Origin of the sequence: Actinoalloteichus sp. GBA129-24, from assembly GCF_001941645.1 — a bacterium.
Lineage (GTDB): Bacteria > Actinomycetota > Actinomycetes > Mycobacteriales > Pseudonocardiaceae > Actinoalloteichus_A > Actinoalloteichus_A fjordicus.
The window spans coordinates 290,759-313,151 of the sequence record NZ_CP016077.1 but is presented as its reverse complement, the minus strand read 5'-3'; the positions used below and the strand labels follow the sequence as shown (position 1 = coordinate 313,151).

At 69.0% G+C, this 22,393-nt stretch carries 19 protein-coding genes; 5 read left to right on the top strand and 14 right to left on the bottom strand.

The annotated features are described in order from the left end of the window. Window positions 1-80 precede the first annotated feature (80 nt). A complete protein-coding gene (locus tag UA75_RS01410; RefSeq protein ID WP_232237593.1) occupies window positions 81-740 on the bottom strand; it encodes a hypothetical protein in 660 nt (219 codons plus the stop codon). A gap of 104 nt (window positions 741-844) precedes the next feature. After that, window positions 845-3,157: a sodium-translocating pyrophosphatase gene (locus UA75_RS01405; protein WP_075738187.1), complete on the bottom strand. Its 2,313-nt coding sequence runs from the start codon at window positions 3,155-3,157 to the stop codon at window positions 845-847. 293 nt (window positions 3,158-3,450) lie between these two features. Here UA75_RS01405 and UA75_RS01400 point away from each other — a divergent pair, with 293 nt between their 5' ends. After that, window positions 3,451-5,793, top strand: a complete 2,343-nt coding sequence (locus UA75_RS01400; protein WP_075738185.1) for a DEAD/DEAH box helicase — start codon at window positions 3,451-3,453, stop codon at window positions 5,791-5,793. On the opposite strand, the gene UA75_RS01395 is transcribed toward UA75_RS01400, so the two are convergent. From UA75_RS01395 to ssd, 8 genes are all read right to left on the bottom strand, one after another. Continuing rightward, complete coding sequence (locus tag UA75_RS01395) at window positions 5,794-6,435, bottom strand: bifunctional DNA primase/polymerase (protein WP_075738183.1); 642 nt, start codon at window positions 6,433-6,435, stop codon at window positions 5,794-5,796. A gap of 302 nt (window positions 6,436-6,737) precedes the next feature. After that, complete coding sequence (locus UA75_RS01390) at window positions 6,738-7,106, bottom strand: Rv3654c family TadE-like protein (RefSeq protein ID WP_075738181.1); 369 nt, start codon at window positions 7,104-7,106, stop codon at window positions 6,738-6,740. Continuing rightward, window positions 7,072-7,890 carry a TadE family type IV pilus minor pilin gene (locus UA75_RS35060; RefSeq protein WP_075738179.1) on the bottom strand — a complete coding sequence of 273 codons (819 nt, stop codon included), beginning with the start codon at window positions 7,888-7,890 and terminating at the stop codon, window positions 7,072-7,074. The genes UA75_RS01390 and UA75_RS35060 overlap by 35 nt, the downstream gene beginning before the upstream one ends. Beyond that, window positions 7,890-8,216, bottom strand: coding sequence for a DUF4244 domain-containing protein (locus tag UA75_RS35055; RefSeq protein ID WP_083682842.1), 327 nt, complete (start codon window positions 8,214-8,216; stop codon window positions 7,890-7,892). The genes UA75_RS35060 and UA75_RS35055 overlap by 1 nt, the downstream gene beginning before the upstream one ends. Window positions 8,217-8,321: 105 nt before the next feature. Beyond that, a complete protein-coding gene (locus tag UA75_RS01375) occupies window positions 8,322-9,041 on the bottom strand; it encodes a type II secretion system F family protein (protein ID WP_232237592.1) in 720 nt (239 codons plus the stop codon). Then, a complete protein-coding gene (locus UA75_RS01370) occupies window positions 9,038-9,859 on the bottom strand; it encodes a type II secretion system F family protein (protein ID WP_075738177.1) in 822 nt (273 codons plus the stop codon). The genes UA75_RS01375 and UA75_RS01370 overlap by 4 nt, the downstream gene beginning before the upstream one ends. Then, window positions 9,853-11,022 (bottom strand): TadA family conjugal transfer-associated ATPase, encoded by a 1,170-nt coding sequence (locus UA75_RS01365; RefSeq protein ID WP_083683892.1) that lies wholly within the window; start codon window positions 11,020-11,022, stop codon window positions 9,853-9,855. Before UA75_RS01365 ends, UA75_RS01370 begins: the two co-directional genes overlap by 7 nt. 104 nt (window positions 11,023-11,126) lie before the next feature. Continuing rightward, window positions 11,127-12,209, bottom strand: coding sequence for a septum site-determining protein Ssd (ssd, locus tag UA75_RS01360; protein ID WP_075738173.1), 1,083 nt, complete (start codon window positions 12,207-12,209; stop codon window positions 11,127-11,129). 589 nt (window positions 12,210-12,798) lie between these two features. On the opposite strand from ssd, the gene UA75_RS01355 reads away from it, so the two are divergent. The 4 genes from UA75_RS01355 to UA75_RS01340 all read left to right on the top strand — a co-directional run bounded on the left by UA75_RS01355 (window position 12,799) and on the right by UA75_RS01340 (window position 18,788). Beyond that, on the top strand, window positions 12,799-13,632 hold the full coding sequence (locus UA75_RS01355) for an HAD-IB family hydrolase (RefSeq protein WP_075738171.1): 834 nt from the start codon (window positions 12,799-12,801) through the stop codon (window positions 13,630-13,632). A gap of 716 nt (window positions 13,633-14,348) precedes the next feature. Continuing rightward, window positions 14,349-16,196, top strand: coding sequence for a glycoside hydrolase family 3 protein (locus tag UA75_RS01350; RefSeq protein ID WP_232237591.1), 1,848 nt, complete (start codon window positions 14,349-14,351; stop codon window positions 16,194-16,196). Continuing rightward, window positions 16,193-17,503 carry an exo-beta-N-acetylmuramidase NamZ domain-containing protein gene (locus tag UA75_RS01345; protein WP_075738169.1) on the top strand — a complete coding sequence of 437 codons (1,311 nt, stop codon included), beginning with the start codon at window positions 16,193-16,195 and terminating at the stop codon, window positions 17,501-17,503. Before UA75_RS01350 ends, UA75_RS01345 begins: the two co-directional genes overlap by 4 nt. Window positions 17,504-17,510: 7 nt before the next feature. Further along, window positions 17,511-18,788 (top strand): serine hydrolase domain-containing protein, encoded by a 1,278-nt coding sequence (locus tag UA75_RS01340; RefSeq protein ID WP_075743280.1) that lies wholly within the window; start codon window positions 17,511-17,513, stop codon window positions 18,786-18,788. Window positions 18,789-18,953: 165 nt separating this feature from the next. Here the strand turns inward: UA75_RS01340 and UA75_RS01335 are convergent, their stop codons facing one another. Genes UA75_RS01335 through UA75_RS01320 form a run of 4 tightly spaced genes read right to left on the bottom strand, consistent with a single transcriptional unit; the run spans window position 18,954 to window position 22,237 of the window. Next, on the bottom strand, window positions 18,954-19,769 hold the full coding sequence (locus UA75_RS01335) for an ESX secretion-associated protein EspG (protein ID WP_075738167.1): 816 nt from the start codon (window positions 19,767-19,769) through the stop codon (window positions 18,954-18,956). Window positions 19,770-19,776: 7 nt separating this feature from the next. Then, the gene (locus UA75_RS32410; RefSeq protein ID WP_157433933.1) at window positions 19,777-21,150 is read right to left on the bottom strand and encodes a hypothetical protein; all 1,374 of its coding nucleotides are present in this window, start codon (window positions 21,148-21,150) and stop codon (window positions 19,777-19,779) included. Between the two features lie 15 nt (window positions 21,151-21,165). Beyond that, entirely contained in the window at window positions 21,166-21,828 is a 663-nt protein-coding gene (locus tag UA75_RS01325; RefSeq protein ID WP_157433932.1) for a DUF3558 domain-containing protein, read from the bottom strand. Beyond that, window positions 21,821-22,237 carry a hypothetical protein gene (locus tag UA75_RS01320; protein ID WP_075738161.1) on the bottom strand — a complete coding sequence of 139 codons (417 nt, stop codon included), beginning with the start codon at window positions 22,235-22,237 and terminating at the stop codon, window positions 21,821-21,823. Before UA75_RS01320 ends, UA75_RS01325 begins: the two co-directional genes overlap by 8 nt. Window positions 22,238-22,393 lie beyond the last annotated feature (156 nt).

Here is a 22,393-nt window from a genome sequence, read left to right as displayed (position 1 = left end):
CAGCATGTTCCATCGTCACCTTAAGTGACGATGGCACGGTCGGCGGCGCGTCGTCCACCCGGCGGAGGCGGCTCACCCTCTCACGCCGTGGGCCAGGAACGCAGCACCTCGTCCACATCGCCGACCCCGGTCGGCACGGAGCCGACGAGCTCGGCGAGCCGCGCAAGACGGCGTCGACCCGTGACACGCAGTGCCGGACCGCCTGCCCGCGTGCCGAGCAGACTGGCTGGCAGACCGCTGCGAGCAAGGGCCTGGGCGATGGGGCCGTGCGTGTCGGGCACCTGGGGATCGAGGCCGAGCAGATAGCCGCTGCCGTCCCGCCTGCCTGCGGCGGCAGCCCACACGCGCAACGCGGGACCGTGCAGTTCCAGCCCCGCCGGAACCGACTTCATCGCCCCGCGCAGCCAGCGACCGGCCAGCCCGGCGAGGTCGGTGCGAAAGGCCGTGCGGAGCAGTGGGCGTCCCTCGTCAGACCGGCCCAGTTCCACGTCGACCCCGCGAGCCAGGCACAGCAGACGCAGCTCCCGCACTCGCCATTCCTCCTCGGTGATCACCGAGATCCTGGCGGCGGTGCCATGGCCGAAGCCGACGGTCTGCCCCTGCGCGCACAACAGCCCGCCGAGATCGGCGATCCTCGGTGGCCTGGCCTCCGCAGAGAAGAAGGACAACTGAGCCTGCGGCACGCCGACAGAGTAGAACAGTCGTTCGAGATTGAGAACCCGCAGCACCCGATCAGTCACCGTGGGTGCTCATCCCCGCACGGCAGGCGACGGCAGGCCCGTCTCCGATGAAACTCGAAGACGGGCCTGCCGTGGTCGATCCCGAGGGTCCTCGGGGCTTCTTGTCAGGAGGCGACGCCCGGCGACACCCGCTGGTGCTCGTTCTCGTCCTCGCCGATCATGGTCGAACGGCGCTTGGACAGCACCACCGCGACGACGATGATGGCCGTGGCGGTCCCGGCAATGATCGTGCGCACCACCGGGGACGCGTCCGGCCCGATCGAGAAGGTGACCACGGCGGGCGCGATGAGCACCGCGACGAGGTTCATCACCTTCAACAACGGGTTGATCGCGGGCCCGGCGGTGTCCTTGAACGGGTCGCCCACCGTGTCGCCGATGACCGTCGCCGCGTGGGCCTCGGATCCCTTGCCGCCGTGATGCCCGTCCTCGACCAGCTTCTTGGCGTTGTCCCACGAGCCGCCCGAGTTCGCCAGGAACACGGCCATCAGCGTGCCTGCGCCGATGGCTCCCGCCAGGTAGCCCGCCAGCGGCCCGACACCGAGGCCGAACCCGACGGCGATGGGCGCGAGGACCGCCAGCAGCCCCGGGGTGGCCAGCTCACGCAGCGAGTCCTTGGTGCAGATGTCCACCACTCGCCCGTATTCCGGCCGCGTGGTGCCCGCCATGATGCCGGGGTCGCTGCGGAACTGCCTGCGCACCTCGTAGACCACCGCGCCCGCCGCGCGGGACACCGCGTTGACGGCGAGGCCGGAGAACATGAAGACGACGGCGGCGCCCACGATCAGCCCGACGAGCGTGTTCGGCGCGTAGACCAGGAACGCGGTCACGTCGAGAGACTCGCCCAACGAGGCCAGCGTGGTCGCGATGGCATCGGTGTACGAACCGAACAAGGCCACTGCGGCCAGCACCGCGGTCGCGATGGCTATGCCCTTGGTGATCGCCTTGGTCGTGTTGCCGACGGCGTCAAGGTCGGTCAGGATCCGCGCGCTCTCGTCGTCCAGCTCGCCGGACATCTCGGCGATGCCCTGCGCGTTGTCGCTGACCGGCCCGAAGGTGTCCATCGCGACGATGACGCCGACCGTGGTCAGCAGACCGCAGCCCGCCAACGCCACCGCGAACAGGGAGACGGCGATCGATCCGGAGAGCAGGAATGCGCCGTAGACCGCGCCGCCGATGACGAGTGCCGTGTAGACGGCGGATTCGAAACCGACGGAGATGCCCGAGAGGATCACCGTCGCCGCACCGGTGAGGGAGCTCTTGCCCACGTCCTTGACGGGACGGTGCTCGGTCCCGGTGAAGTAGCCGGTGAGCCAGAGGATCACGCCCGCCAGCACGATGCCGATGATCACGGCGACCGCCGCGATCAACGCCGGGCTGCCCGCCACGCCCGTCTGGCCGCTGCCCAGTTCGGCGAAGGTGCCCGGCAGGTAGACGAACGCGGCGATGGTGCACAGCACCGCCGAGATGCCCGCCGAGATGTAGAACGCGCGATTGATCGCCCGCAGTCCATTCTCGCCCTGCTTCGCGGTGGTGATGTAGACGCCGATGATCGCCGTGAACACGCCGATGGCGGGAACGATCAGCGGGAAGAGCAGTCCGTGCACGCCGAAGGCGGCGCTGCCCAGGATGAGGGACGCGACCAGCATGACGGCATAGGACTCGAAAAGGTCGGCTGCCATGCCCGCGCAGTCGCCGACGTTGTCACCCACGTTGTCGGCGATGGTCGCGGCATTGCGGGGGTCGTCCTCGGGGATGTTCTGCTCGACCTTGCCCACCAGGTCGGCGCCCACGTCGGCGGCCTTGGTGAAGATGCCGCCGCCGACCCGCATGAACATGGCGAGCAGTGCCGCACCGAAGCCGAAGCCCTCCAGCACCTTCGGCGCCTGGCCCGCATAGACCATCACGACGAGGGCCGCACCGAAGAGCCCGAGGCCGATGGTGGCCATGCCGACCACGCCACCGGTCCGGAAGGCGATCCTGGTGGCCTTCTCCTGCCCGCCCGGCTCCCCCGCCGCAGCGGCCACTCGAACGTTGGCCCTGGTGGACAGCCACATGCCGAGATAACCGATGCCCGCGGAGAACGCCGCGCCCACGAGGAAGAACAGTGATCTTCCGATCCGTTCCCCCATGTCCTCGGCGGGAAGCGCGAAGAGAAGCACGAACACGATCACGACGAAGATGCCGAGCGTGCGGAACTGCCGGTTGAGGTAGGCCGACGCGCCCTCTTGCACTGCTCTGGCGATCTCCTGCATCTTCGGGCTGCCCTGGCCGGCGGCCAGCACCTCCCGAAGCAGGACATATCCGACGAGCAGGGCAGCCAGAGCGACCACGGCGACCACGGCCACCACGCCGTAGTCCCCCCCGGAGAGCTCTAGGCCCTGCGCCCAGTTGACCTGGGCGAGGTTGAGCCGGGACATCCGTCCTCCTGGTTGGTTTGCTGCTGTTGGTCCGAGCCGCCCACGAGGGCGACCGCGTCCCTCCCGTGCGTCCGAGCCACCCACTGCCCACTCGATCTTGAGACCCCGGTCACGGGACTCGGTCACAAGCGAGATTCGACTGGTTACCCACGGGAAGGCGGGCAGTCTATTCCCGGCGAGAGTGTCTGAACTCACGGTGTGGCGTTCAGCTCATCTCGGATACGATCACGAGATCGATCAAGCAGCTCCCAGCCCGAAGTCGATCAGTCTCGGCGCTGTGCAAGGGTGGCCGTATGACTGTGGGTGAGCGTGGGCACGCCCTGCTCGAACGGGTCACGATCGGGATGCCGAGCGAGGCCTCGCCGCTGACTCACGTCGCCCAGCTGCCCGACCGCCCCGAGCGTCAGACCGATTGGCCCGACTGGGTTCCCCCGGCACTCGTCGACGCGCTCGGCGACAGCGGCGTCTCCCGACCGTGGAGCCATCAGCGAGCCGCCGCCGACGCGGCCTGGGCGGGCGACCACGTCGTGGTGGCCACGGGAACGGCGTCCGGGAAGTCGCTGGCCTACCAGCTCCCGGTGCTGTCCGGCCTGTTGCACGACCCGAAGGCGACGGCGCTGTATCTCGCGCCCACCAAGGCACTGTGCTCCGACCAGCTCCGCGCCGTCCGCGCACTCGGCTTCGACGAGATCGGCGCGGCCCGGTATGACGGTGACACCTCCCAGGTCGAACGAGACTGGGCCCGGTCGCACGCACGCTGGCTCTTCAGCAACCCGGACATGGTGCATCGAGGGATCCTGCCGCAGCATGAACGCTGGACCCGGCTGTTTCGCAGGCTTCGCTATGTCGTCGTGGACGAGTGCCATGCCTACCGAGGCGTCTTCGGCTCACATGTCTCGCTGCTGCTGCGAAGGCTGCGTCGGGTCGCCCGCCACTACGGCGCCGATCCCGTATTCGTGCTGGCCTCCGCCACTGTCGCCGAGCCAGAGGTCTTCGCCTCCCGGCTCACCGGAGCGTCCTGCGTCGCCGTGACCGACGACGGCTCCCCGCGTGGCGGTCGGACCGTGGCCCTGTGGGAACCGCCGCTGCTCCCGGAGATCACCGGCGAGAACGGCGCCCCCATCCGACGGTCGGCAGGCGCCGAGACGGCCGGGCTCTTGGCCGACCTGGTGCTACAGGGCGCCCGCACCCTCGCCTTCGTCCGGTCCAGACGCGGGGCGGAGACCACCGCACTGCAAGCCAGGCGGCTGGTCGCCGAGGTCGATCCCACTGCGGCAGACCGGATCGCCGCATATCGGGCCGGTTATCTCGCGGAGGACCGCCGAGCGCTCGAACAGGCGCTCTCCGCCGGCGAACTGCTCGGTGTGGCGACGACCAACGCCCTCGAGCTCGGCATCGACATCAGCGGTCTCGACGCGGTCGTGATCGCGGGCTATCCGGGGACCCTGGCGTCGTTCTGGCAGCAGGCCGGGCGGGCGGGCAGACGGGGCGACGGTGCACTCGTGGTGTTCATCGCGCGAGACGACCCGATGGACACCTACCTCGTGCACCACCCCGATGCGCTGCTGAGCAGTCCCGTCGAGGCGGCCGTGCTGGACCCCGGCAACCCCTACGTGGCGGGCCCGCAACTCGCCTGCGCCGCCGCCGAACTCCCGCTCACCGAGGCGTCCCTCACCGAACTGGCGGGCGCGGACGGGCCTGCCATCGCGGAGGGCCTTGTCGCCGACGGACTGCTGCGACGCAGGAAGACGGGATGGTTCTGGACACAGCAACGACGACCACATCATGACGTCGACATTCGCGGCGCGGGCGGGGAGCAGATCGTCGTCGTCGAGGGCGACACCGCACGGCTGCTCGGCACCGTAGACCCGGTGGCCGCCTGCCACACCGTGCACCCCGGCGCCGTCTATCTGCACCAGGGCGAGTCCTTCGTGGTGGACGAACTCCATCTCGCCGACGGCATCGCGCTCGTGCACGCGGAGGCACCGGACTGGACGACGTCGGCCCGGGAGACCGTCGACATCTCGGTCGTCCGCGAGCTTTTTCGTCGCACCTACGCTGGCGGAGTGACCGTGTGTCTCGGCGAGGTCGACGTGACCTCGCAGGTGGTCGGGTACCTGCGCAGGCTGCCGTCTGGTCAGGTGCTGGACCAGGTCGCGCTCGACCTTCCCGAGCATCGACTCCACACCAGAGCCGTCTGGTACTCGATGCACGACGAGTTGTTACACGGCCGCGCGCCGGGGGGCGCCGGACTTGATCCGGCGCGCACTCCCGGCGCGCTGCACGCAGCCGAGCATGCGGCGATCGGCCTGTTGCCGTTGTTCGCCACCTGCGATCGCTGGGACATCGGCGGCGTGTCCACCGCCTTCCACGAACAGACCGGTGAAGCGACGGTGTTCGTACATGACGGTCACGCTGGAGGAGCTGGTTTCGCCGATCGCGGCTTCGCCGCACTGGTCCCTTGGCTGTCCGCCACTCGAGAGGCGATCTCAGCCTGCGAGTGCCCGGCCGGTTGCCCGTCCTGTGTTCAATCGCCCAAGTGCGGGAATGGCAACGAACCTCTGGACAAGGCCGGCTCTGTACTGGTTCTGGACGCGGTGCTCTCAGTCATCGGTTCGGCGGACGACGCCCGCTGATCAGCGCTCGGCGCCGACCAGTCCGTCCTGATCGTCGCGAATCGGGTCCAGCCCGAACGCCACCTCCGCGATCGTCTCCTGCACCTGCGCGGAGGGCAGCAGGGTCCAGTCGCAGGTCTCCGGCTTGACTCGCCAGTGGACGACGCCGTGCACCACGGGGGAGGGCGCCAACGGCACCCAGCTTCCCTTCGCGTGCAGCACGACTCCTTCCCGCTCGGCCAGTTCAAGGTTCAGCGGGGCGCCCGAGGCGACGAGGAACAGCCAGCGGCCGTCGGGGGTGGCCAGCGTCGGCACGAGCAGGCCCGCACGCCGCAGTGCACCCGCCACCGGCCTGCCGAGGGCGGCGTCGACCTCGATGACGTCGATTCCCAAACCGGTGGCCAGCAGCAGGCTGTACGGACGGGCGGCCCACCAGGACACGTTGTCGGCCAGCGAAGCGGGCAGCAGGGTCTGCCAGTCTTCTTGAACCGGGGCGGGGCCGTGTTGGGTGTGCCCGGCTCGGCCCACCCACTGCTCACCGACGGGGAGCGTGTCGTCGAGGTACGTGCCGGGAAAGACCGGCCAGTCCCGACCGGCCAGACCGATCGCCTCCGCGCGGAGTTCGATACGGAAGGCATCCCGCCAGCTCGCCGACCAGTCCATCTTCTTAACACCTTCCGTGGGAGAACACCGCTATCGTCCTGCCTCCTACTCAACGACACGAGTCATGCCCGACAGAATGGTCTGTCGACGACTGGTACGAAGTGAACGGCGAATGTATTGCGCTGATTGAGCGGCGCGGAGATGCGCGCTTGTCGTCGACCGCCCGCTTCGACACGCTCAGAAAGTGTGAGAACCGTTCATCGCTGTTCGACGACCATTCATCGCGTGGCACTCCCGAGGCGAGAGCCGCGGGCTACTCGTACGGCGACCATTCCCCTGCCTGCGCTGCGACGGGCGGCGGCTCATCTCCAGCCTGCTCTGGCCCTTGCCGCAACGATACCGGGCACCGGCAACGGACCGGTCACGTCACGGTGAACCTCGACCACGACGTCGAAACCCGCGAGCGCGCAACGCTCCAACCGGACGCCCATCCGATCGGTGACCCGCCGAGCCCGCTCACACGCGACGGCCTCGCCTGCCATGGACCGTCCCGCCGCCGCGAGCGCGGCGAGGTCGGCGGCGCCCTCGGCCCGGTGTCGAGCGACGATGACCGAGCCGAGGTGCAGTCCGATAAGGATCACCAGCATCAGGGCCGCCAACAGCGCAGGCGCCAACGGGGTCGCCGCGCCGCAGTCGTCAACCTCCGCCGCCGGTACCGAGGTCCCGGACATCGGCGTCCTTGGCGACGGTGTCGCCGATGTTCGTGTTCCAGACCTTCGGGTCACCCCGTGCATCATCACCGCCGTCCCCTGGATCACCTCGTGCGCTGATAGTGCCGCCGGACCAGTCCTCTCCTGCGCCGTCGGCATCCCCCTGGCCTGCCGCACCGTGGCGGCCACCCGGGTCGGCCCGGTCGCCTGCCGGGCCGGGGTCGCCTGCCGGGCCGGGGTCGCCTGCCGCAGCCTGGTCGTCAGTCTGGCGCCCGTCGATCGCGTCCTGACCGTCTTGAGCGTCCGGAACAGCCGGGCCTTCCGGGGCCTGCCGGCGTTCCGGGACATCTGAGCCTGCTGAGCCGTTCGGGGAGTCGGTAGCGTCCGTGGCCGCTGGGCTGCCCGGCTCGGTCGCGACGACGCCCGGTTCGGCAAGCGTCCAGGCCACGGCTCGCAGCCGGATCTGGGGAATCAACGGAACCGCAGCCACACCCACCGTCACCTCGACCTCCTCCCCCACGATCGCCACGTCGAGTTCGGCTCCCCTCGGCGCGATGCGATGCACCGCCGCCACCGCCGCGTCATCGGCACCTCGCGCCACCAGGCGGGCCGCCGCCGTCGCGGCGTCCAGGCAGCGGATCTGTGCTGTGACGGCCGACAGCCCGCCGAGCCCGCCGATCAGCGTCACCAGCAGCGCGCAGATGCCGAAGGCGGCCTCGATCGTGACAGCACCTCGATCGTCGGCACGCCAGGGAAATCGCGGCGTACCCCGACATCGGCGATCCGGGTCGGCTCGGCCACTCATCACAGATTCACCGACAAGGCCTGCTGAATCAACGCGGTGAGCGCCGACCTGACGGAATCACCGGTCACGATCGTGTAGAAGAGGGCGGCGAATCCGGCAGCTGCGATGGTTCCCACCGCGTACTCCACCGTGTTCATTCCCTCGTCGGCGCGCAGGAGCAGGATGAGTCTGCGCACCGCAGGACGATCCGGTCGCCATCGTTCGATCGCGCCGTCCGCAGCCGCTTCGCGATGTCGTCCGCCCGTTGTTCGCTCACCCCCGACGACACAGCCTGCGGCGTGCCAGGACGGCAGCGGGACCGCACGGCGCGAGTCTCGACGCAGCATCGGGACGAGTGTCTGAACTACGGTCGAGAAGGGCCTCACGCGCATTGTCTCCATCTCCAACTCGAGTTGGCTGAGGAAGGCGATTCGGAGCGGAGGACGCCCGTCTCACCATGATTCGAGTAGGCCTGTGGCCAGGCCGATGACGACCGGAAGAATCCCGAGACAGAGGAAGGCAGGCAGGAAGCACAGTCCGAGTGGCCCGGTGACCAGCACCGCAGCACGTTGAGCTCGCACCTCCAGTGCATCGGCCGCCGCAGACCGAGCGGAGTCGGCGAGCCGAACCGCCAGTCCCGCCAGCGCGCTGCCGGACTGCGCCGTCCGTCGGGCGCCACGGGCGAGCTCCCTGGTCGGCGGATGATCCACCGCAGGCTGCCAGGCCGTGTCCGGGTCCTCCCCTGACGTGAGCAGCTCGGCAACCCGGTACAACACCCCTCGAGTGGGCTCGATGAGCTCCTCCGCCGCCAGGTGCAGCGCGGCAGGCACAGTCAGCCCCGCGCGCAGTCCTGCCGCCAGAACGTCCCACCCTGCGGCCAGACGAGCCGGGTCGGGCGGGGCACGGACGGCGCCGCGCGCCACTCGGCGCCCGCCGCACCACACGACCACCGCGCCCGCCGTACCCGCGACCAGACCGACGATCCCGCCGAACAGCAGCGCCACCGATACGCCTACCGAGCACATCGCGATCAGGAGCAGGTGCCGATCCGTCACGGCCTTCCGCCGCCCTCCGCCGTCGACGCCCGACACGACGGCGAGCCTGCCCCGGACACCCGAGACCCCCGGTGCGGCGAGCAGTGCTGCGGCCAGCAGGATCGACCCGAGGGTCACGCGGACCACCCCGTCTGCACCGTGATTCGTCCGATCCACCAGACACCGAGGCAGTCCAGAGCGACGCCGACGACGAGCAGGAGTCGTCCGAGTTCGCCGCCGAAGAGAACCTCCAACGGACCAGCACCCATCGCCTCGCCCAGCGCCACGCCGAGGAGAGGCAGCGAGGCGAGCACCACGCCGGTAGCACGCGGACCTGCCATCCTCGCCGCCAGACCGTTGGCCGTCTTGACCCGGAAGTCGAGGTCTCGGCGAACCGCGTCGAGCGCCTCGGCCAAGGGCACGCCCCGTCGTTCGGCCGCCGCCCAACTCCGTCCGAGACGGGCCAGCGCCTCCGCACACCGTGGTCGGTCGACGGCTGCGGTACGCAGCCTGGCCGGAACGTCGCCACCGAGCCTTGCGGTGGACGCGATCGCGACGAGAACTCCCGCGACCGTGGGCTCGGCATCCCGTGCCGCCCCTGCTGCCGCCTCGGCCGGTGCGGCGCCTGCACGCAGCTCCGCACTCATCATGCCGAGTGCATCGGCCCACCCTCGAACCTCCGCAAGGCCGCGTCGCCAACTCCTTCGAGCCGCAAGGCGACTCCACCACGTCGCCGCCAGCATCGCCCCCGCCACCGCACCGGCCACTGCGGCCGACATCCAGCCCACTCCCAGGCCGATGCCGACGGCGAAGAATCGACCGAGACGCGGGCTGCGACGTCGCGATGCGGGCCGCCGATCCACCGCAGGCCGCAGGAGTCGCACCCTCGACCGAGCAGATCGCCCCGGCCAGGTCAGCAGTGCGGCGCTCCAGGTCAGCAGTGCCGCACTCACCATGGCGTCTGCGCTCCCCTGCCGTGCAGCAGCCTGCGCAAGGCGACATGGCCAGGTGCGGGCTCGCCGTCTCGACGCCACGCGTCGATCACCCGAATCTGATCGCCGTCGCGCCGCAGCAGGCCGATCGACTCGAGTCGCCGAGAGCCTGCAGGCCCCCTCGCCATGTGCAGCACCACCTGCACCGCCGCGGCAAGCTGACTGTGCAACGCAGGCCGATCGAGCCCGCCCAACGCGGCCAAGGCCTCCATCCGTGCGGGAACCTCCCCCGGTGAGTTGGCGTGCATGGTCCCCGATCCACCGTCGTGGCCGGTGTTGAACGCAGCGAGAAGATCGCAGATCTCCGGCCCTCTGACCTCGCCGACCACCAATCGGTCCGGCCGCATCCGCAGCGCCTGTCGAACGAGGTCCCGCAAGGTCACCGCCCCAGCACCCTCGACGTTGGGCGGCCGAGCGAGCAGCGAGACGAAGTGCGGGTGGTCTGGTCGAAGCTCACCCGCGTCTTCGACGCACACCACTCGCTCGGCGGCGGGCACGATGCCGAGCAGTGCGCCGAGCAGCGTGCTCTTTCCCGAGCCGGTGCCGCCGACGACGACGAAGGCGAGACGAGCCGCGATCAGTGCCCGCAGCAGTCCCTCCACCTCGGACGAGAAGGTGCCCATCGCGGTCAGGGTCGGCAGATCGTGCACGGCAGGCCGGAGCACTCGCAGCGACAGACAGGTCCCGCCTGCCGAGATCGGCGGGATGACGGCGTGCAGTCGAACGTCTCCGATACCGAGACAGGCAGGTAGCCACGCGTCGACGAAGGGCTGTGCGTCGTCGAGCCTGCGGCCTGCCGCGGCCGCGAGCCGATGGGCGAGCCGCCGAACGGCGTGTTCGTCGGCGAACCGGATCGATGCGCGGGTCAGCCCGCCTCCGCGATCGACCCACACCTCACCTGGCCCGGTGACCAGGATGTCCGTCACGTCGGGCTGTCTCAACAGGCCCTCGAGCGGGCCCGCGCCGACGAGTTCGTCTCGCAGCAGTCGCAAGGCGTGCAGCACCTCGGTGTCGCCGAGGACGCCGCCCGCCTCGCGCCGGATCGCCTCGGCAACGACGGCCGGGGTGATCATGGTGTCGAGTTCGGCTAGTCTGCGCCGAACCCGATCCACCAGCTCGGCGTCCACCCGATCCGAGACCTGCCCGGCCGGTGCGGAGCCGACGTCGGTGAGTTCCGCACCGTCCGCCGGGCCGACTCGCACACGCTCCGATCTCACGCGCTCCGAGGTCGTCATGCCGCACCTCTCGTGTCGTTCTGCCGAACGAGGTCGAGCACCGTGGCTGCGGACTTCGCCAGCGGTCCGTCGGCACGCAGTCGTAGCCCACCGTGCTCCAATGCAGCCGCAAGACCGGGTTCCGGACGCATCGCGGCCGCTACCGGGACGCCGAGGGCACGCTGCACGTCGGCCGACGTGAGACCGCCAGGGGACGGCCCGCGCACCACGAGCCGCAGCGGTGGGTCGTGAATCCGAAGCCGAGCAAGCAGAGCTGCCGCCGAGGCACACGCACGCACCTCCGCAGGCACGACGATCACTGCGAGATCAGCCCTGGTCAGCGCCGTGATCGCGTGCGCTGGCAACGATCGGGGCAGATCACAGACGACCGTGTCACCGGATCGGCAGGCAGTCGTCACGACGGCCTCGACACCCTCCGCCGTAGGCTCCCCGCCGTCGGTTCGATCACACGACAGGACCGTCACCGCGCCATCGCCGATCTCCTGACTGGGCAGTGCCGCCCGCAACGTGGCGGCGGCGAGACGACCGCCGACCGCCCCGAGCCCCGACCATCGCAGCCCGGTCCGTTCCTCCGCGCCCAGCAGGAGGTCGAGCCCGCCGCCGACCGGGTCTCCGTCCACCAGGAGCACTCGTTCGGATCGGCCCGCCGAGGCCCTGGCGAGGGCGGCAGCGAAGACGGAGGCGCCCGCACCTCCTCGACCGCCCAGAACAGCCAGCACTGTGCCGCGTCTCCCAGGACGCTCGACCGCATCGGCGAACGCCGCGACGATCCGCTCCTCGTCTCTCGGGACCAGATGAACCGCGCAGGCGCCGAGCGCCACGGCGGCGTGCCACACCTCTTCGGCAGGCGGCGTCACACAGACCACGACGACGCCTGCACGGCGTGGCAGCCCCGCCGAGGCAACCTCGATCACGCTCATGGCGTCGAGCACCACCAGGGGCGCCGCCTTCCATGGCGCGCGGGCGGCGACGGCATCGGGCAGGCGTTGGACCTCACAGCCCGCCGCGGCGGCCATCCGTAGCAACTCGTCGAGCAGTTCGCCGTCGCGGCTGAGCACCAGCACTCGATCGTTCTGCATTGCGACTCCCGGTGATCTCGTCAGGCTCGGCGGCGCCGGATTCGACGCCGCGTTCGAGGACCACGGTGTCCCAGTCCGACGTTCGCCGCGAGCGTTCAAGATCAAGTTGTGGATGACCGACCCCCATGTGGACAACTTCGGGGATCGCACGCAAGGCACCGAGGTCAGACACGTCAACCACCCGATGGGAGCGGATCGCCTACGCCGCAGAACGTCAGCCGCCCACCGAGGCGGACATCGACACGCCGGGCTGCGGCAACGGGGCAGCGTCCGAGGAGAGGCCGAGGGCAGGGCAGCAACGGCACAACCGGGCCGGAGAAAGGGGACGACCCCCGCCGGGGGGGAGGGGCGGGGGTCGCGAGAGTTCAGCTCCGGGGGGTTGAGCTGAACCCGTCCGGTTCAAGGCCGGACGCCCCTTACTGTACTTCCCACCGACCACTTTCGTGTGCCTCGTTCACTAACTGACAGCAGTTGCCACGACTTCATCAGAATCCGACTCCGCGAACGGGTGACACGCCCGCACAGAAGGCTCCGACGGTCGCGATCCGTCGAAACGGAGCCTGCACACAGGGCCGCTTATGCTGGCCACGTGACGGCTCAGGACACGGTCGAACGGAGCGACTCCCCGACGCGGATCGCCGCCTTCTTCGATCTCGACAAGACGGTGATCGCGAAGTCGAGCACGCTCGCCTTCAGCAGACCGTTCTTTCAGCAGGGGCTGATCAACCGTCGAGCGGTGCTCAAGAGCGCCTACGCACAGTTCCTCATGCTCGCGGGTGCCGACGAGGACCAGCTGGATCGGATGCGGGCTCACATCACCTCCCTCTGCACTGGCTGGGACGTCGCGCAGGTCCGGGCGATCGTGGAAGAGACACTGCACGACGTCGTCGACCCGCTCGTCTACAAGGAGGCGACCCAGCTGATCGCCGACCACCGCGAGCAGGGACACGACGTGGTGCTGGTGTCCTCCTCCGGCGAGGAGGTCGTCGAGCCGATCGCCAGGATGCTCGACATCACGCACTTCGCAGGAACCCGGATGACCGTGGCCGACGGGCTGTACACGGGCGAACTCGACTTCTTCTGCCATGGCAGGCAGAAGGCTGCGGCCTTGACCGCCATCGCCGAGCGCAACGGCTATCGCCTCGCCGACTCCCATGCGTACTCGGACTCGATCAGCGACCTGCCGTTCCTGGAGGCGGTCGGGCACCCGACGGCCGTCAACCCCGATCGCGCGCTGCGCAAGGAAGTGGTTCAGCGCGGCTGGCCGATGCTGACCTTCGATCACACCGTGTCACTGCGAGCCCGGATTCCCACGCCCTCGGGTACCGCCGTCACGGCTGCGGCCATCGGACTCAGTGCCGTCGCGGCGGCCGGAGTCGCCTGGTACGGACATCGACGCCTTCGCAGACGACGCGGGAACTGACCAAGCCGGTCACCGACAGACCTCCGGCCGGGCACTCGCCGGACGCCGCCATCGCACCATCCGCACCGCATCAACGCCAGCACCCTTACGAGTGAAGAAAACCGCTGGATGCGGGCGTAGTCATCGCAGAGGGTGCCTGAACCGGTGCACTCGATCGAGTGTCTTGCTGTGACCGTCGACACGGACTACAAAGGTGGTGCGGACCTTCATACGGCCAGGAACGCGGCAGAAGAGAAGCCTCGTTCTCCCTGTAGAAGCTCCGTGTGCGAGTACCGGATCACCCACGCTCAGCACGCCGCGGGAGGCTTTCGTCGACCAGGGGCTGCGTATCAGGACGCTGGACGCCTAGCCCCGAAAGTACGACATTTGTTGCACGCTCGGTGACCGGACAACTCGCACCAGCCGAGGGCGCCTTCTCGATTTCGAGGAGGCGCCCTCGGCATGTCCGCGCCTTGGCGCTCCCGCACACCGCCGCTCCCGGATCTCGTCCCTGCGGCCTCAACGCGGTATTCGAGGCCGCGCGATCGCCTCATCGACTCGGCCAGGACGGGCCGTCAAGACACACCGACGACCGGTCTGCACGCCATGTCAACGGACGTGTACAGATCGTTGACCCTTCAGTTGCCCGTGGGTAGTTTGCAGAGAACTCCGGCACATCGTCGGGTGGCGTCCAGTCCCATCCGTTCGACCAGGCCGGCCGCTGAGGGGAGCCAGTGATGCCGAGACTCAACCGAGTTCATCTGCTCGCCGCCGCCGCGATGACAGCCGCCGTGGCGGTCGGCTCGAGCACGCTCGGTCCCGTGCGGTCCGGCGTCGACGAGGAGCCTGCGGACGTGCCGGTGGCGAACCAGTCGGACGGCGACGAGATGCAGGCCTGGATCGACGACACGATCGCGGGTATGAGTCTGGAGGAGAAGGTCGGCCAGATCTTCGTGACCTACGCCTACGGTCCTTCCGCCGACAGCGCGCACCCCGACAATGTCACCGAGTTCGGCGTCGAGACCCCTGCCGAAGTCGTGCAGCGGTACCACCTGGGCGGCGTCATCTACTTCAACTGGACCGACAGCTTCGAAGATCCCGTCCAGGTCGCCGGGTTGTCCAACGGGCTCCAGGAGGCCGCCCTCTCGTCAGGCGCCGAGATCCCGTTGATGATCTCGACCGATCAGGAGCAGGGCATCGTCACCCGATTCCGCGAACCCGCCACCCAGCTGCCGGGCAGCATGGCCCTCGGGGCAGGCCGAAACCGGGATGATGCACGGACGGCGGCGGCGATCACCGGTCAGGAGCTCCGAGCGGTCGGCATCAACCAGGACTTCGCACCGGTGGCCGACGTGAACGTCAACCCGGCCAACCCGGTCATCGGTGTCCGCTCGTTCTCCTCGGACCCGGCCCTGGTCTCCGAACTGGTCACCGCTCAGGTCGAGGGATACCAGGACTCGGCGGTACGCGAACTGACCGTATCGTCGGCGATCAAGCACTTCCCCGGCCACGGTGACACGAACCAGGACAGCCACGATGCGATGCCGGAGATCGACCACACCCGCGAGGAGTGGGAGGAGCTCGACGCTCCCCCGTTCGCGGCGGCAATCGCGGCAGGCGCGGACACCGTCATGACCGGCCACATCCTGATGCCCGAACTGGACGACTCCGGTCTGCCCGCGACGCTGTCCCCCACCGTGTTGACCGGCCTCCTCCGCGATCAGCTCGGCTTCGAAGGGGTCATCAGCACCGACTCCCTTCAGATGCAGGGCGTCCGCAATGAGGTCGCCGACGAGCGCATCCCGGTGCTGGCCCTCCAGGCAGGCGCCGATCAGCTCCTCATGCCGCAGTATCTCGACGTCGCCGTCGATGCGGTCCTAGCCGCAGTGGAGTCGGGCGAGCTGACCGAGTCGCGAATCGAGGAGAGCGTCCGCCGGGTGCTGGCGATGAAGTGGCAGCGTGGTGTCATCAGCGACCCTCTCGTCGACGTCGACCGGGTGGCCGAGTTCGTCGGAAACGCCGACCACCTGGCCGCCGCGCAGCAGATCACCGATCACACGACGATCGCGATGCGCAACGATGCAGGTCTGCTGCCTGCCGACGCACCCGCATCCGCGCTCGTCACCGGGCCGGACACGACGGCACTCGCCGCCCTGGCCGACTCCCTGTCCCAGCGTGGCGTGCAGGTACGACAGCACCTCACGAGCGCCTCCCCCACCGCCGCCGAGATCGACGAGGCGGTAGGCGCTGCCGCCGAGCACGACATGACCATCGCCCTCACCAACGCCGCATGGAACGAGTCGCGGGCCGGGCAGCGGGAACTCGTCCGCAGTCTGGCCGGGAGCGACGCCTCGCTGATCGCCGTGGCCACTCGCGACCCGTACGACGCGGCATACGTCGAGGAGGCGACCACCTGGCTCGCCACCCACTCGATCGGCGCGCAGGCGATGGAGTCGTTGACCCGCGTCGTGCTCGGTGAGATCGCACCGGTGGGCACGCTGCCGGTCACCGTCCCCGCCCCGGACGACCCGGACACCGCGAGCTACCCGTTCGGCCACGGCCTGACCTGGTCGGTGACTGGGTGAGACACGCATCGGACCCGGCGAGATCGACCGGGGCAGGCAACCTCGGAAGACGCGGATTCCTGACCGCCTCGGCCCTCGCGGTGCCTGCGCTGACTGTCAGCGGCAGCGCGTTCGCCTCGCCGTCGCGGGTCACACCCGCAGCAGGTTCCGTTCGGGTCGGCGCGCAGGTCGCCGCCGAGAGCGGCTGGCGCGAGCTGGCGGGCAGGCGCGTCGGGATTCTGACGAACCCGACCGGCGTGCTGCCCGGATTCACCCACGTGGTCGACGCGGTCGTGGACGGCGGCGAGGTCGATCTCGTGGCCGCCTTCGGCCCAGAACACGGCTTCCGCGGCACAGCGCAGGCAGGCGGTTCGGAGGGCGACTACACCGATCCGCGCACCGGGGTCCCCGTCTACGACGTCTACGGTGCGGCAGCAGACCGGGTCGCCGCGATGTACCGACAGGCCGACATCGATATGGTGGTCTTCGACATCGCCGACGTCGGAGCGCGTTTCTACACCTATATCTGGGCGATGTACACGGCGATGCACGCCGCAGCCCTCACCGGTACCGCGTTCGTCGTACTCGACCGGCCGAATCCGCTCGGCGGCACGGCAGCCGGTCCGCAACTGGACCCCGCCTATGCCTCAGGGGTGGGACGTCAACCGATCGTCTCTCGACATGGCATGACCATCGGCGAGCTGGCAAGGCTCTTCAATGCCGAGTTCCTGCCGGACGAGGCGGGTCGAGGAGTCGACGAACTCCGCGTCATCGAGGTAGAGGGCTGGCGACGGGATCAGCTGTTCGGCTCGACAGGACTGCCGTGGGTGCCGCCGAGCCCGAACGTGCCCACCATCGAGACGGCCCACGTCTACGCGGGTACCTGCCTGTTCGAGGGGACCCTGTTCTCCGAGGGCCGAGGCACCACTCGCCCGTTCGAGACCATCGGCGCGCCCGGCCTGGACTGGCGTTGGGCCGAACAACTCAACGAGGCGGGCCTGCCTGGCGTCCGATTTCGCGAGACGTACTTCGTTCCCTCCTTCGGCAAGCACGAAGGCACCGACTGCGGAGGCGTCGCGTTGCACGTCACGTCCCCCGCCGAATTCGACCCGCTGCGCACGGCGGTATCGATGATCACGACGGCTCGGGATCTGTACCCGGAGCAATGGGGTTGGCGGGCGGACGAGTTCATCGACCGGCTCGCCGGGTCGGACCGTCTCCGGCTGATGGTCGACGCCGGGGCATCACCTGCCGAGATCGTCGAGTCCTGGGATGCGGACGTCGCGGCCTTCCGCGCTCGTCGCGAGCCCTACCTGCTCTATCGATGAGGTGGTCATGCGAGCACTGCCCCTTGTCCTCGTCTCGGCAGCCGTCCTCGGCGCGGCGATGGTGCCCGCCGCGCTCGCCGAGCAGCCTACGCAGTCGACGACCGGACGAGCCGTGACAGACTGCGCCCCGCTCCGGCCGGGAACACCCGGCGAGGCCGGGCTGGATCCTGCTCCGATCGACGAGGCGCTGGACGCGGTACGGAGCTGGACGAGCGGATCGGGCTCCGAACGGCCGCTCTACCCCGGTGCGGTCGTCGTCCTGGTGCACGACGGGATCGTGACGACCAGCGAGGCGACCGGCCACGCACTGCGGTACGCCGACGGCGACGGCACCGAGCTGCCCGCCGCAGAACAGATCCCGACGTCCGAGGACACGATCTTCGACCTTGCATCCCTGTCGAAGCTCTTCACCTCGATCGTGACGATGCAGCAGGTGGAACAGGGACGGATCCGACTCGATCGGCCGGTGGCCGAGTACCTGCCCGAGTTCGCCGCAGCGGGCAAGGAGTCGGTCACCGTTCGCCAGCTGTTGACGCACACCTCGGGACTTCCGCCGTTCCTCCTGTTGTGGCGAGACTGGCCCGATGTGCCGAGCAGGCTGCACGCAAGCCTCACCGCCGAGCTGCAGGCCGCGCCGGGCACCGCCTACATCTACTCCGACCTGAACATGATCGCCCTCGCGGTGCTCGTGGAACGGGTGACCGGCCGAACGCTGCCGGACCTCGTGCGCACCGGGATCACCGAGCCGCTCGGCATGACCGACACCGGATACCGACCGGCGTCGGAGGACCTGCCGCGCATCGCCGCCACCGAGTTCCAGGCCGATCCGCCCCGAGGCATGGTGCACGGCGAGGTGCATGACGAGAACGCCTGGTCGTTGAACGGCACGGCGGGCCATGCCGGGGTCTTCGGCACCGCAGGAGACCTGGCGATCCTCGGCCAGACGATGCTGAACGAGGGCTGTTACGACGGCAGACGGATTCTCCGGGCGGGAACGGTTCGGCAGATGCTCACCGACCACAACCCGGACTTCCCCGATCATCCGCGTGGTCTCGGCTTCGAGCTGAACCAGTCCTTCTACATGGGCGGGCTGGCGGGCCCCGCTGCCGCAGGTCATACCGGGTATACCGGGACGTCGATGGTGATCGACCGGGCAGGCGGGTCGATCGCCGTGCTGTTGACCAATCGGGTGCATCCGTCCCGGGACTGGGGGTCGATCAATCCGGCACGGGTGGCGGTGGCCGATGGACTCGCCGCAGCTCGAACCCCGGCCCGCTTGCGGTGACCCGGACATGACTCGAGAACAGGAGCCCCCGGGCATCCGCTGAGTCAGAACGCAGGCTCAGGACGACGACGGGGACCACCGACTGGATGTCGATGGTCCCCGTCGAATGTCATCGTGGACCTGCTGCCCGCTCAGCCTGCATTTCGGCGAGAGCCATGAGGTGCGTCAATTCCGTGGCGCGACCAGCGAACACAACTCCGCAACCTGAGCGCCTAACCGCTTCTTGTCCGACGGCGCCAGGGTGAACCACCGCCTGCCGTCCGATCCCGTCTTCTGTTGCAGGAAGAAGCGGCCGGTGGCGTTGTCCATGAAGTCGACTCGGTACTCGGACTTGCGCAGCCTGCCGCTGAGCGGATCGAAGCTGCGCGCGGTGAACTCGCCCGCCCGCTTCCGCTCCGCCGACAGCACCTCGGCCAGGAACTCGGCGTCGGTTCCGCGCAGGCCCGCGTTCGCGAAGGCCGCGCGGAGCTGCGTCGCCGAGCGTGCCCCGCTCGTGGCCGCCTGCTCGATCTGCTCGGCGGGATGGCTGATCGAGTGGCCGCGACCGGCCGGGTGTTCGGGCAGCAGCCCGACCGCCGCGTAAGCCAGCCCGGTGGGCCTGGTCGCCTCCAGCGTGAGAGACAGCTCGGTTCTCGGTGTCCCCTCCGCCGCCTCGACCTTGGCCAGCACCGCGAAGTCACCGTCGGCCGCAGCCACGGCGTCGATGCCGTTCTGTCGATCGACCATCATGGTCGCCCAGACCGCGAGGGCCGGCCGAGCCAGCGTGCGGAACGTGTCCTCCAGGAACCTGTTCAGCTCGCCGTACTCGACCAGTCCTCGCGACTCCAAATCTCGCCAGGCTCGTTGATGCAGCACGCGACGCTCGTCTTCGGTGTCCCCGAAGCCGATCGGTTTGAGCAGCGCAGGCAGCTTCACATTGAGCCGAGTGCAGATCGTGTCGACCGCCAGGGCGGGCAACACGATCTGACCGTGGTTGGGCACGGACTACCTACCCTCGCTCGCCGAGGACAGGCGGTGCGACGAGCTGTCCATCGCCGAAGACGTCATCGGTCTCCAGCAGGTAATCGGCGCGCTTGTGCTCCTTGTCGTCCTCGCCCTCGCTGTTCTTGCCGCGAGCGCCGCCGCCCATACCGCCGCCTGCGCCGCCGACACCACCAGGACCACCGGCGCCGCCGGGGCCGAAACCACCACCCGCACCGGGGCCGCCTGCGCCACCGGGGCCGAAGCCGCCCGCGCCGCCAGGACCACCAGCACCGAATCCACCGGCTGCCCCACCGGGACCGAAGCCGCCGCCGGGTCCGAAGCCGCCACCGGGTCCGAAGCCGCCACGCCCGCCGCCGGGGCCGCCGGGACCGCCGCCGAATCCACGACCGCCGGGACCACCGTTGGGGCCGCCGGGGAGGCGGCTGTTGGGGCCGTTGGGGCCCTGCGGACCGTTGGGACCGTAAGGGCCATTGGGTCCGTTGGGGCCGCCGATCACCGGTGGGCCCAACGGGGGCTGCCCGATGGGCGGCTGTCCAATGGGCGGCTGTCCAATGGGCGGCTGCACGACCGGGGGCTGATTCGGGGGAGGCAGGATCGGGTTGTTGAAGTCCGGTTGGATCGTGGGCGGGTTCACGCCGCCACCGCCACCACCAGTACCGCCGCCACCACCGATACCGCCACCACCGTCGGAGCCGGGCGGCGTCCATCCGCCACCACCACCGCCGCCGGAGCCGATACCGCCACCGGCTCCACCACCGGTGCCGCCGCCGATGCCACCACCGGTGCCGCCGGACCCGGAGCCCAGGGAGCCGGGGCTGCTGGACGCCAGGCTGTACGTGGCCTCCGGCGGCTCCTCGAACGGAGTGATGGACATCAGGTTCTGGTTGGTGTTGTTCTGGTAGCCCTGCATGACCTGCCGGGCCTCGTCGTTCTCGGCCTCGTAAGCGTCCATGCGGTCGCCGTGCCCGGTGATGCTCGAGGGGAGCACGTTCTCGATGAAGCCGCTCTTCTGCGGCTCCTCCTGGCCCTCGGGGACGCTGGTCATCGTGTTCAGCCGGTAGTCGAGCTGAACGTCGATCGTGCCCGCGATCGCCTCGGTCTGCCCCTGTGCCTGAATGGCATAGCTCGCAAGCGGGTTCACGGCGGCCGCCGATGCGTCTGCCGCCGCGCCGGTGTGCGCGGACTGGGCCTTCTGGAGTGAGGTCTCGATGTAGCTGCCCACGTCGGCGTACTTCGTGGTCAGGTCACGCCACCGGCCCGCGACCTCCTGGAGCCCCGCGCCGCTTCCTCCACCGCCCCCGTAGACCTCAGCTCGGATGGTCTTGGCGTCCTTGCCCGCCCAAGAGAGGCAGGTCGTCTGTAGGTTGAGTTCGCTCATCTCACCCTTCCCCCTTCAGTTCGCATCGGGCAGCGTCGGGACAATGGACTCGGCAACGGCCAGTGCGCCTGCACAAGCGTCGCCATCCGAGCCACTACTGAAATAATTGATGTCAAGGTACTGAGTGTCCGCAATACCCACGATATAACCGCACATCGAGGTCGGTTCACCTTCGTTGGCCCGCACGGCCGGATGGCCCGCGATCTCCAACTCTTCCCAATCCGAGTAAAGCGACTGACGCGAGTAGACCTCGTCCAGGCCTTGTCGATCTACGTCAGCGACCAGGGTGACCCGAGCACCTTCCGCAGAGTCCCATGAGCACGAGGCGCTGCCCCCACCGGTAGTACGTGGCTCGCCGTCAGGTCCAAACCCGAGCCCCTCAGCCGACTCAGGCGTCAGCAACGTGCACACATCGAGACCAGCGAGGTCCTTGGGCTCGGACACGGACGGTGCGAGACCAGTGGAATCACCCGACTCCGCAGGCGGTGCCGGAGACTGCTCGGTCGTCTCCACGGCGGCGGAGTCCTGATCTCCTGGTGTCGCCACTCCGTCATCCTGAGTTGAACAGGACGCAATCATCAACGAGGCCGCGATCACCACACCAGCAACCGCCAACGGCCGTTTAGATGTCATCGTCTCCAAACCCCTGTGATATCGACGATCAACCTCTTCAGCCACGCGCGCCCGGCGGAATATGCGGGTTGTTCTCGTAAAACTCCCGCTCCCTGCGTTCACTCGGGGTCTCGCTCACGCTGAACTCAGCAGCATCGATGTTCTGCAGTCCGAGCTGGTTGGCGTCCTCGACACTGTGGTAATCGGCAAGCATCGCCTTGAAGTTGTCGATCGTCGCATTGAGCGCTTCGAGGTAAGCCTCGTTCGCGTTGAACAGTGCGCCGTCCTGCCCACCTGCCACTCGGGAGATCTGCAGACCCGCGTTGCTGCTCACACCGTCGGAGCCCTGGTTCGGTGTCTCCAACCCGAGCTCTCGAGCTTCCTGGGCGATGTCGATGATCCGACTCCTCGCCTCTTCAAGATCCGCGATGGCCTGCGGCAGCCGCTCCGGATCAAGTTCAAACGTCCCGCTCATAGCGCGTCCTCCTGAAACGCGGTACCACTGATCGACCTCATGCCACGCCCCCCAGGGCTCGCTGACGGAATCACGAACGCAACCTGAGACGCACCTGCACCGCGTCCGGTTCCCACTCGCACAGAGGATTACGGGCTCGAATCCTACACCGCCGGT

Excerpts from the sequence above, each read along its gene's own strand:
- UA75_RS01340 (WP_075743280.1), top strand. The coding sequence starts at position 17,511 with ATGCGAGCACTGCCCCTTGTCCTCGTCTCGGCAGCCGTCCTCGGCGCG.
- UA75_RS01390 (WP_075738181.1), bottom strand. The coding sequence starts at position 7,106 with ATGTCCGGGACCTCGGTACCGGCGGCGGAGGTTGACGACTGCGGCGCG.
- UA75_RS35055 (WP_083682842.1), bottom strand. The coding sequence starts at position 8,216 with ATGCTGCGTCGAGACTCGCGCCGTGCGGTCCCGCTGCCGTCCTGGCAC.
- UA75_RS01370 (WP_075738177.1), bottom strand. The coding sequence starts at position 9,859 with ATGGTGAGTGCGGCACTGCTGACCTGGAGCGCCGCACTGCTGACCTGG.
- UA75_RS01350 (WP_232237591.1), top strand. The coding sequence starts at position 14,349 with ATGCCGAGACTCAACCGAGTTCATCTGCTCGCCGCCGCCGCGATGACA.
- UA75_RS01405 (WP_075738187.1), bottom strand. The coding sequence starts at position 3,157 with ATGTCCCGGCTCAACCTCGCCCAGGTCAACTGGGCGCAGGGCCTAGAG.
- UA75_RS01395 (WP_075738183.1), bottom strand. The coding sequence starts at position 6,435 with ATGGACTGGTCGGCGAGCTGGCGGGATGCCTTCCGTATCGAACTCCGC.
- UA75_RS01320 (WP_075738161.1), bottom strand. The coding sequence starts at position 22,237 with ATGAGCGGGACGTTTGAACTTGATCCGGAGCGGCTGCCGCAGGCCATC.
- UA75_RS01400 (WP_075738185.1), top strand. The coding sequence starts at position 3,451 with ATGACTGTGGGTGAGCGTGGGCACGCCCTGCTCGAACGGGTCACGATC.
- UA75_RS32410 (WP_157433933.1), bottom strand. The coding sequence starts at position 21,150 with ATGAGCGAACTCAACCTACAGACGACCTGCCTCTCTTGGGCGGGCAAG.
- ssd (WP_075738173.1), bottom strand. The coding sequence starts at position 12,209 with ATGCAGAACGATCGAGTGCTGGTGCTCAGCCGCGACGGCGAACTGCTC.
- UA75_RS35060 (WP_075738179.1), bottom strand. The coding sequence starts at position 7,890 with ATGAGTGGCCGAGCCGACCCGGATCGCCGATGTCGGGGTACGCCGCGA.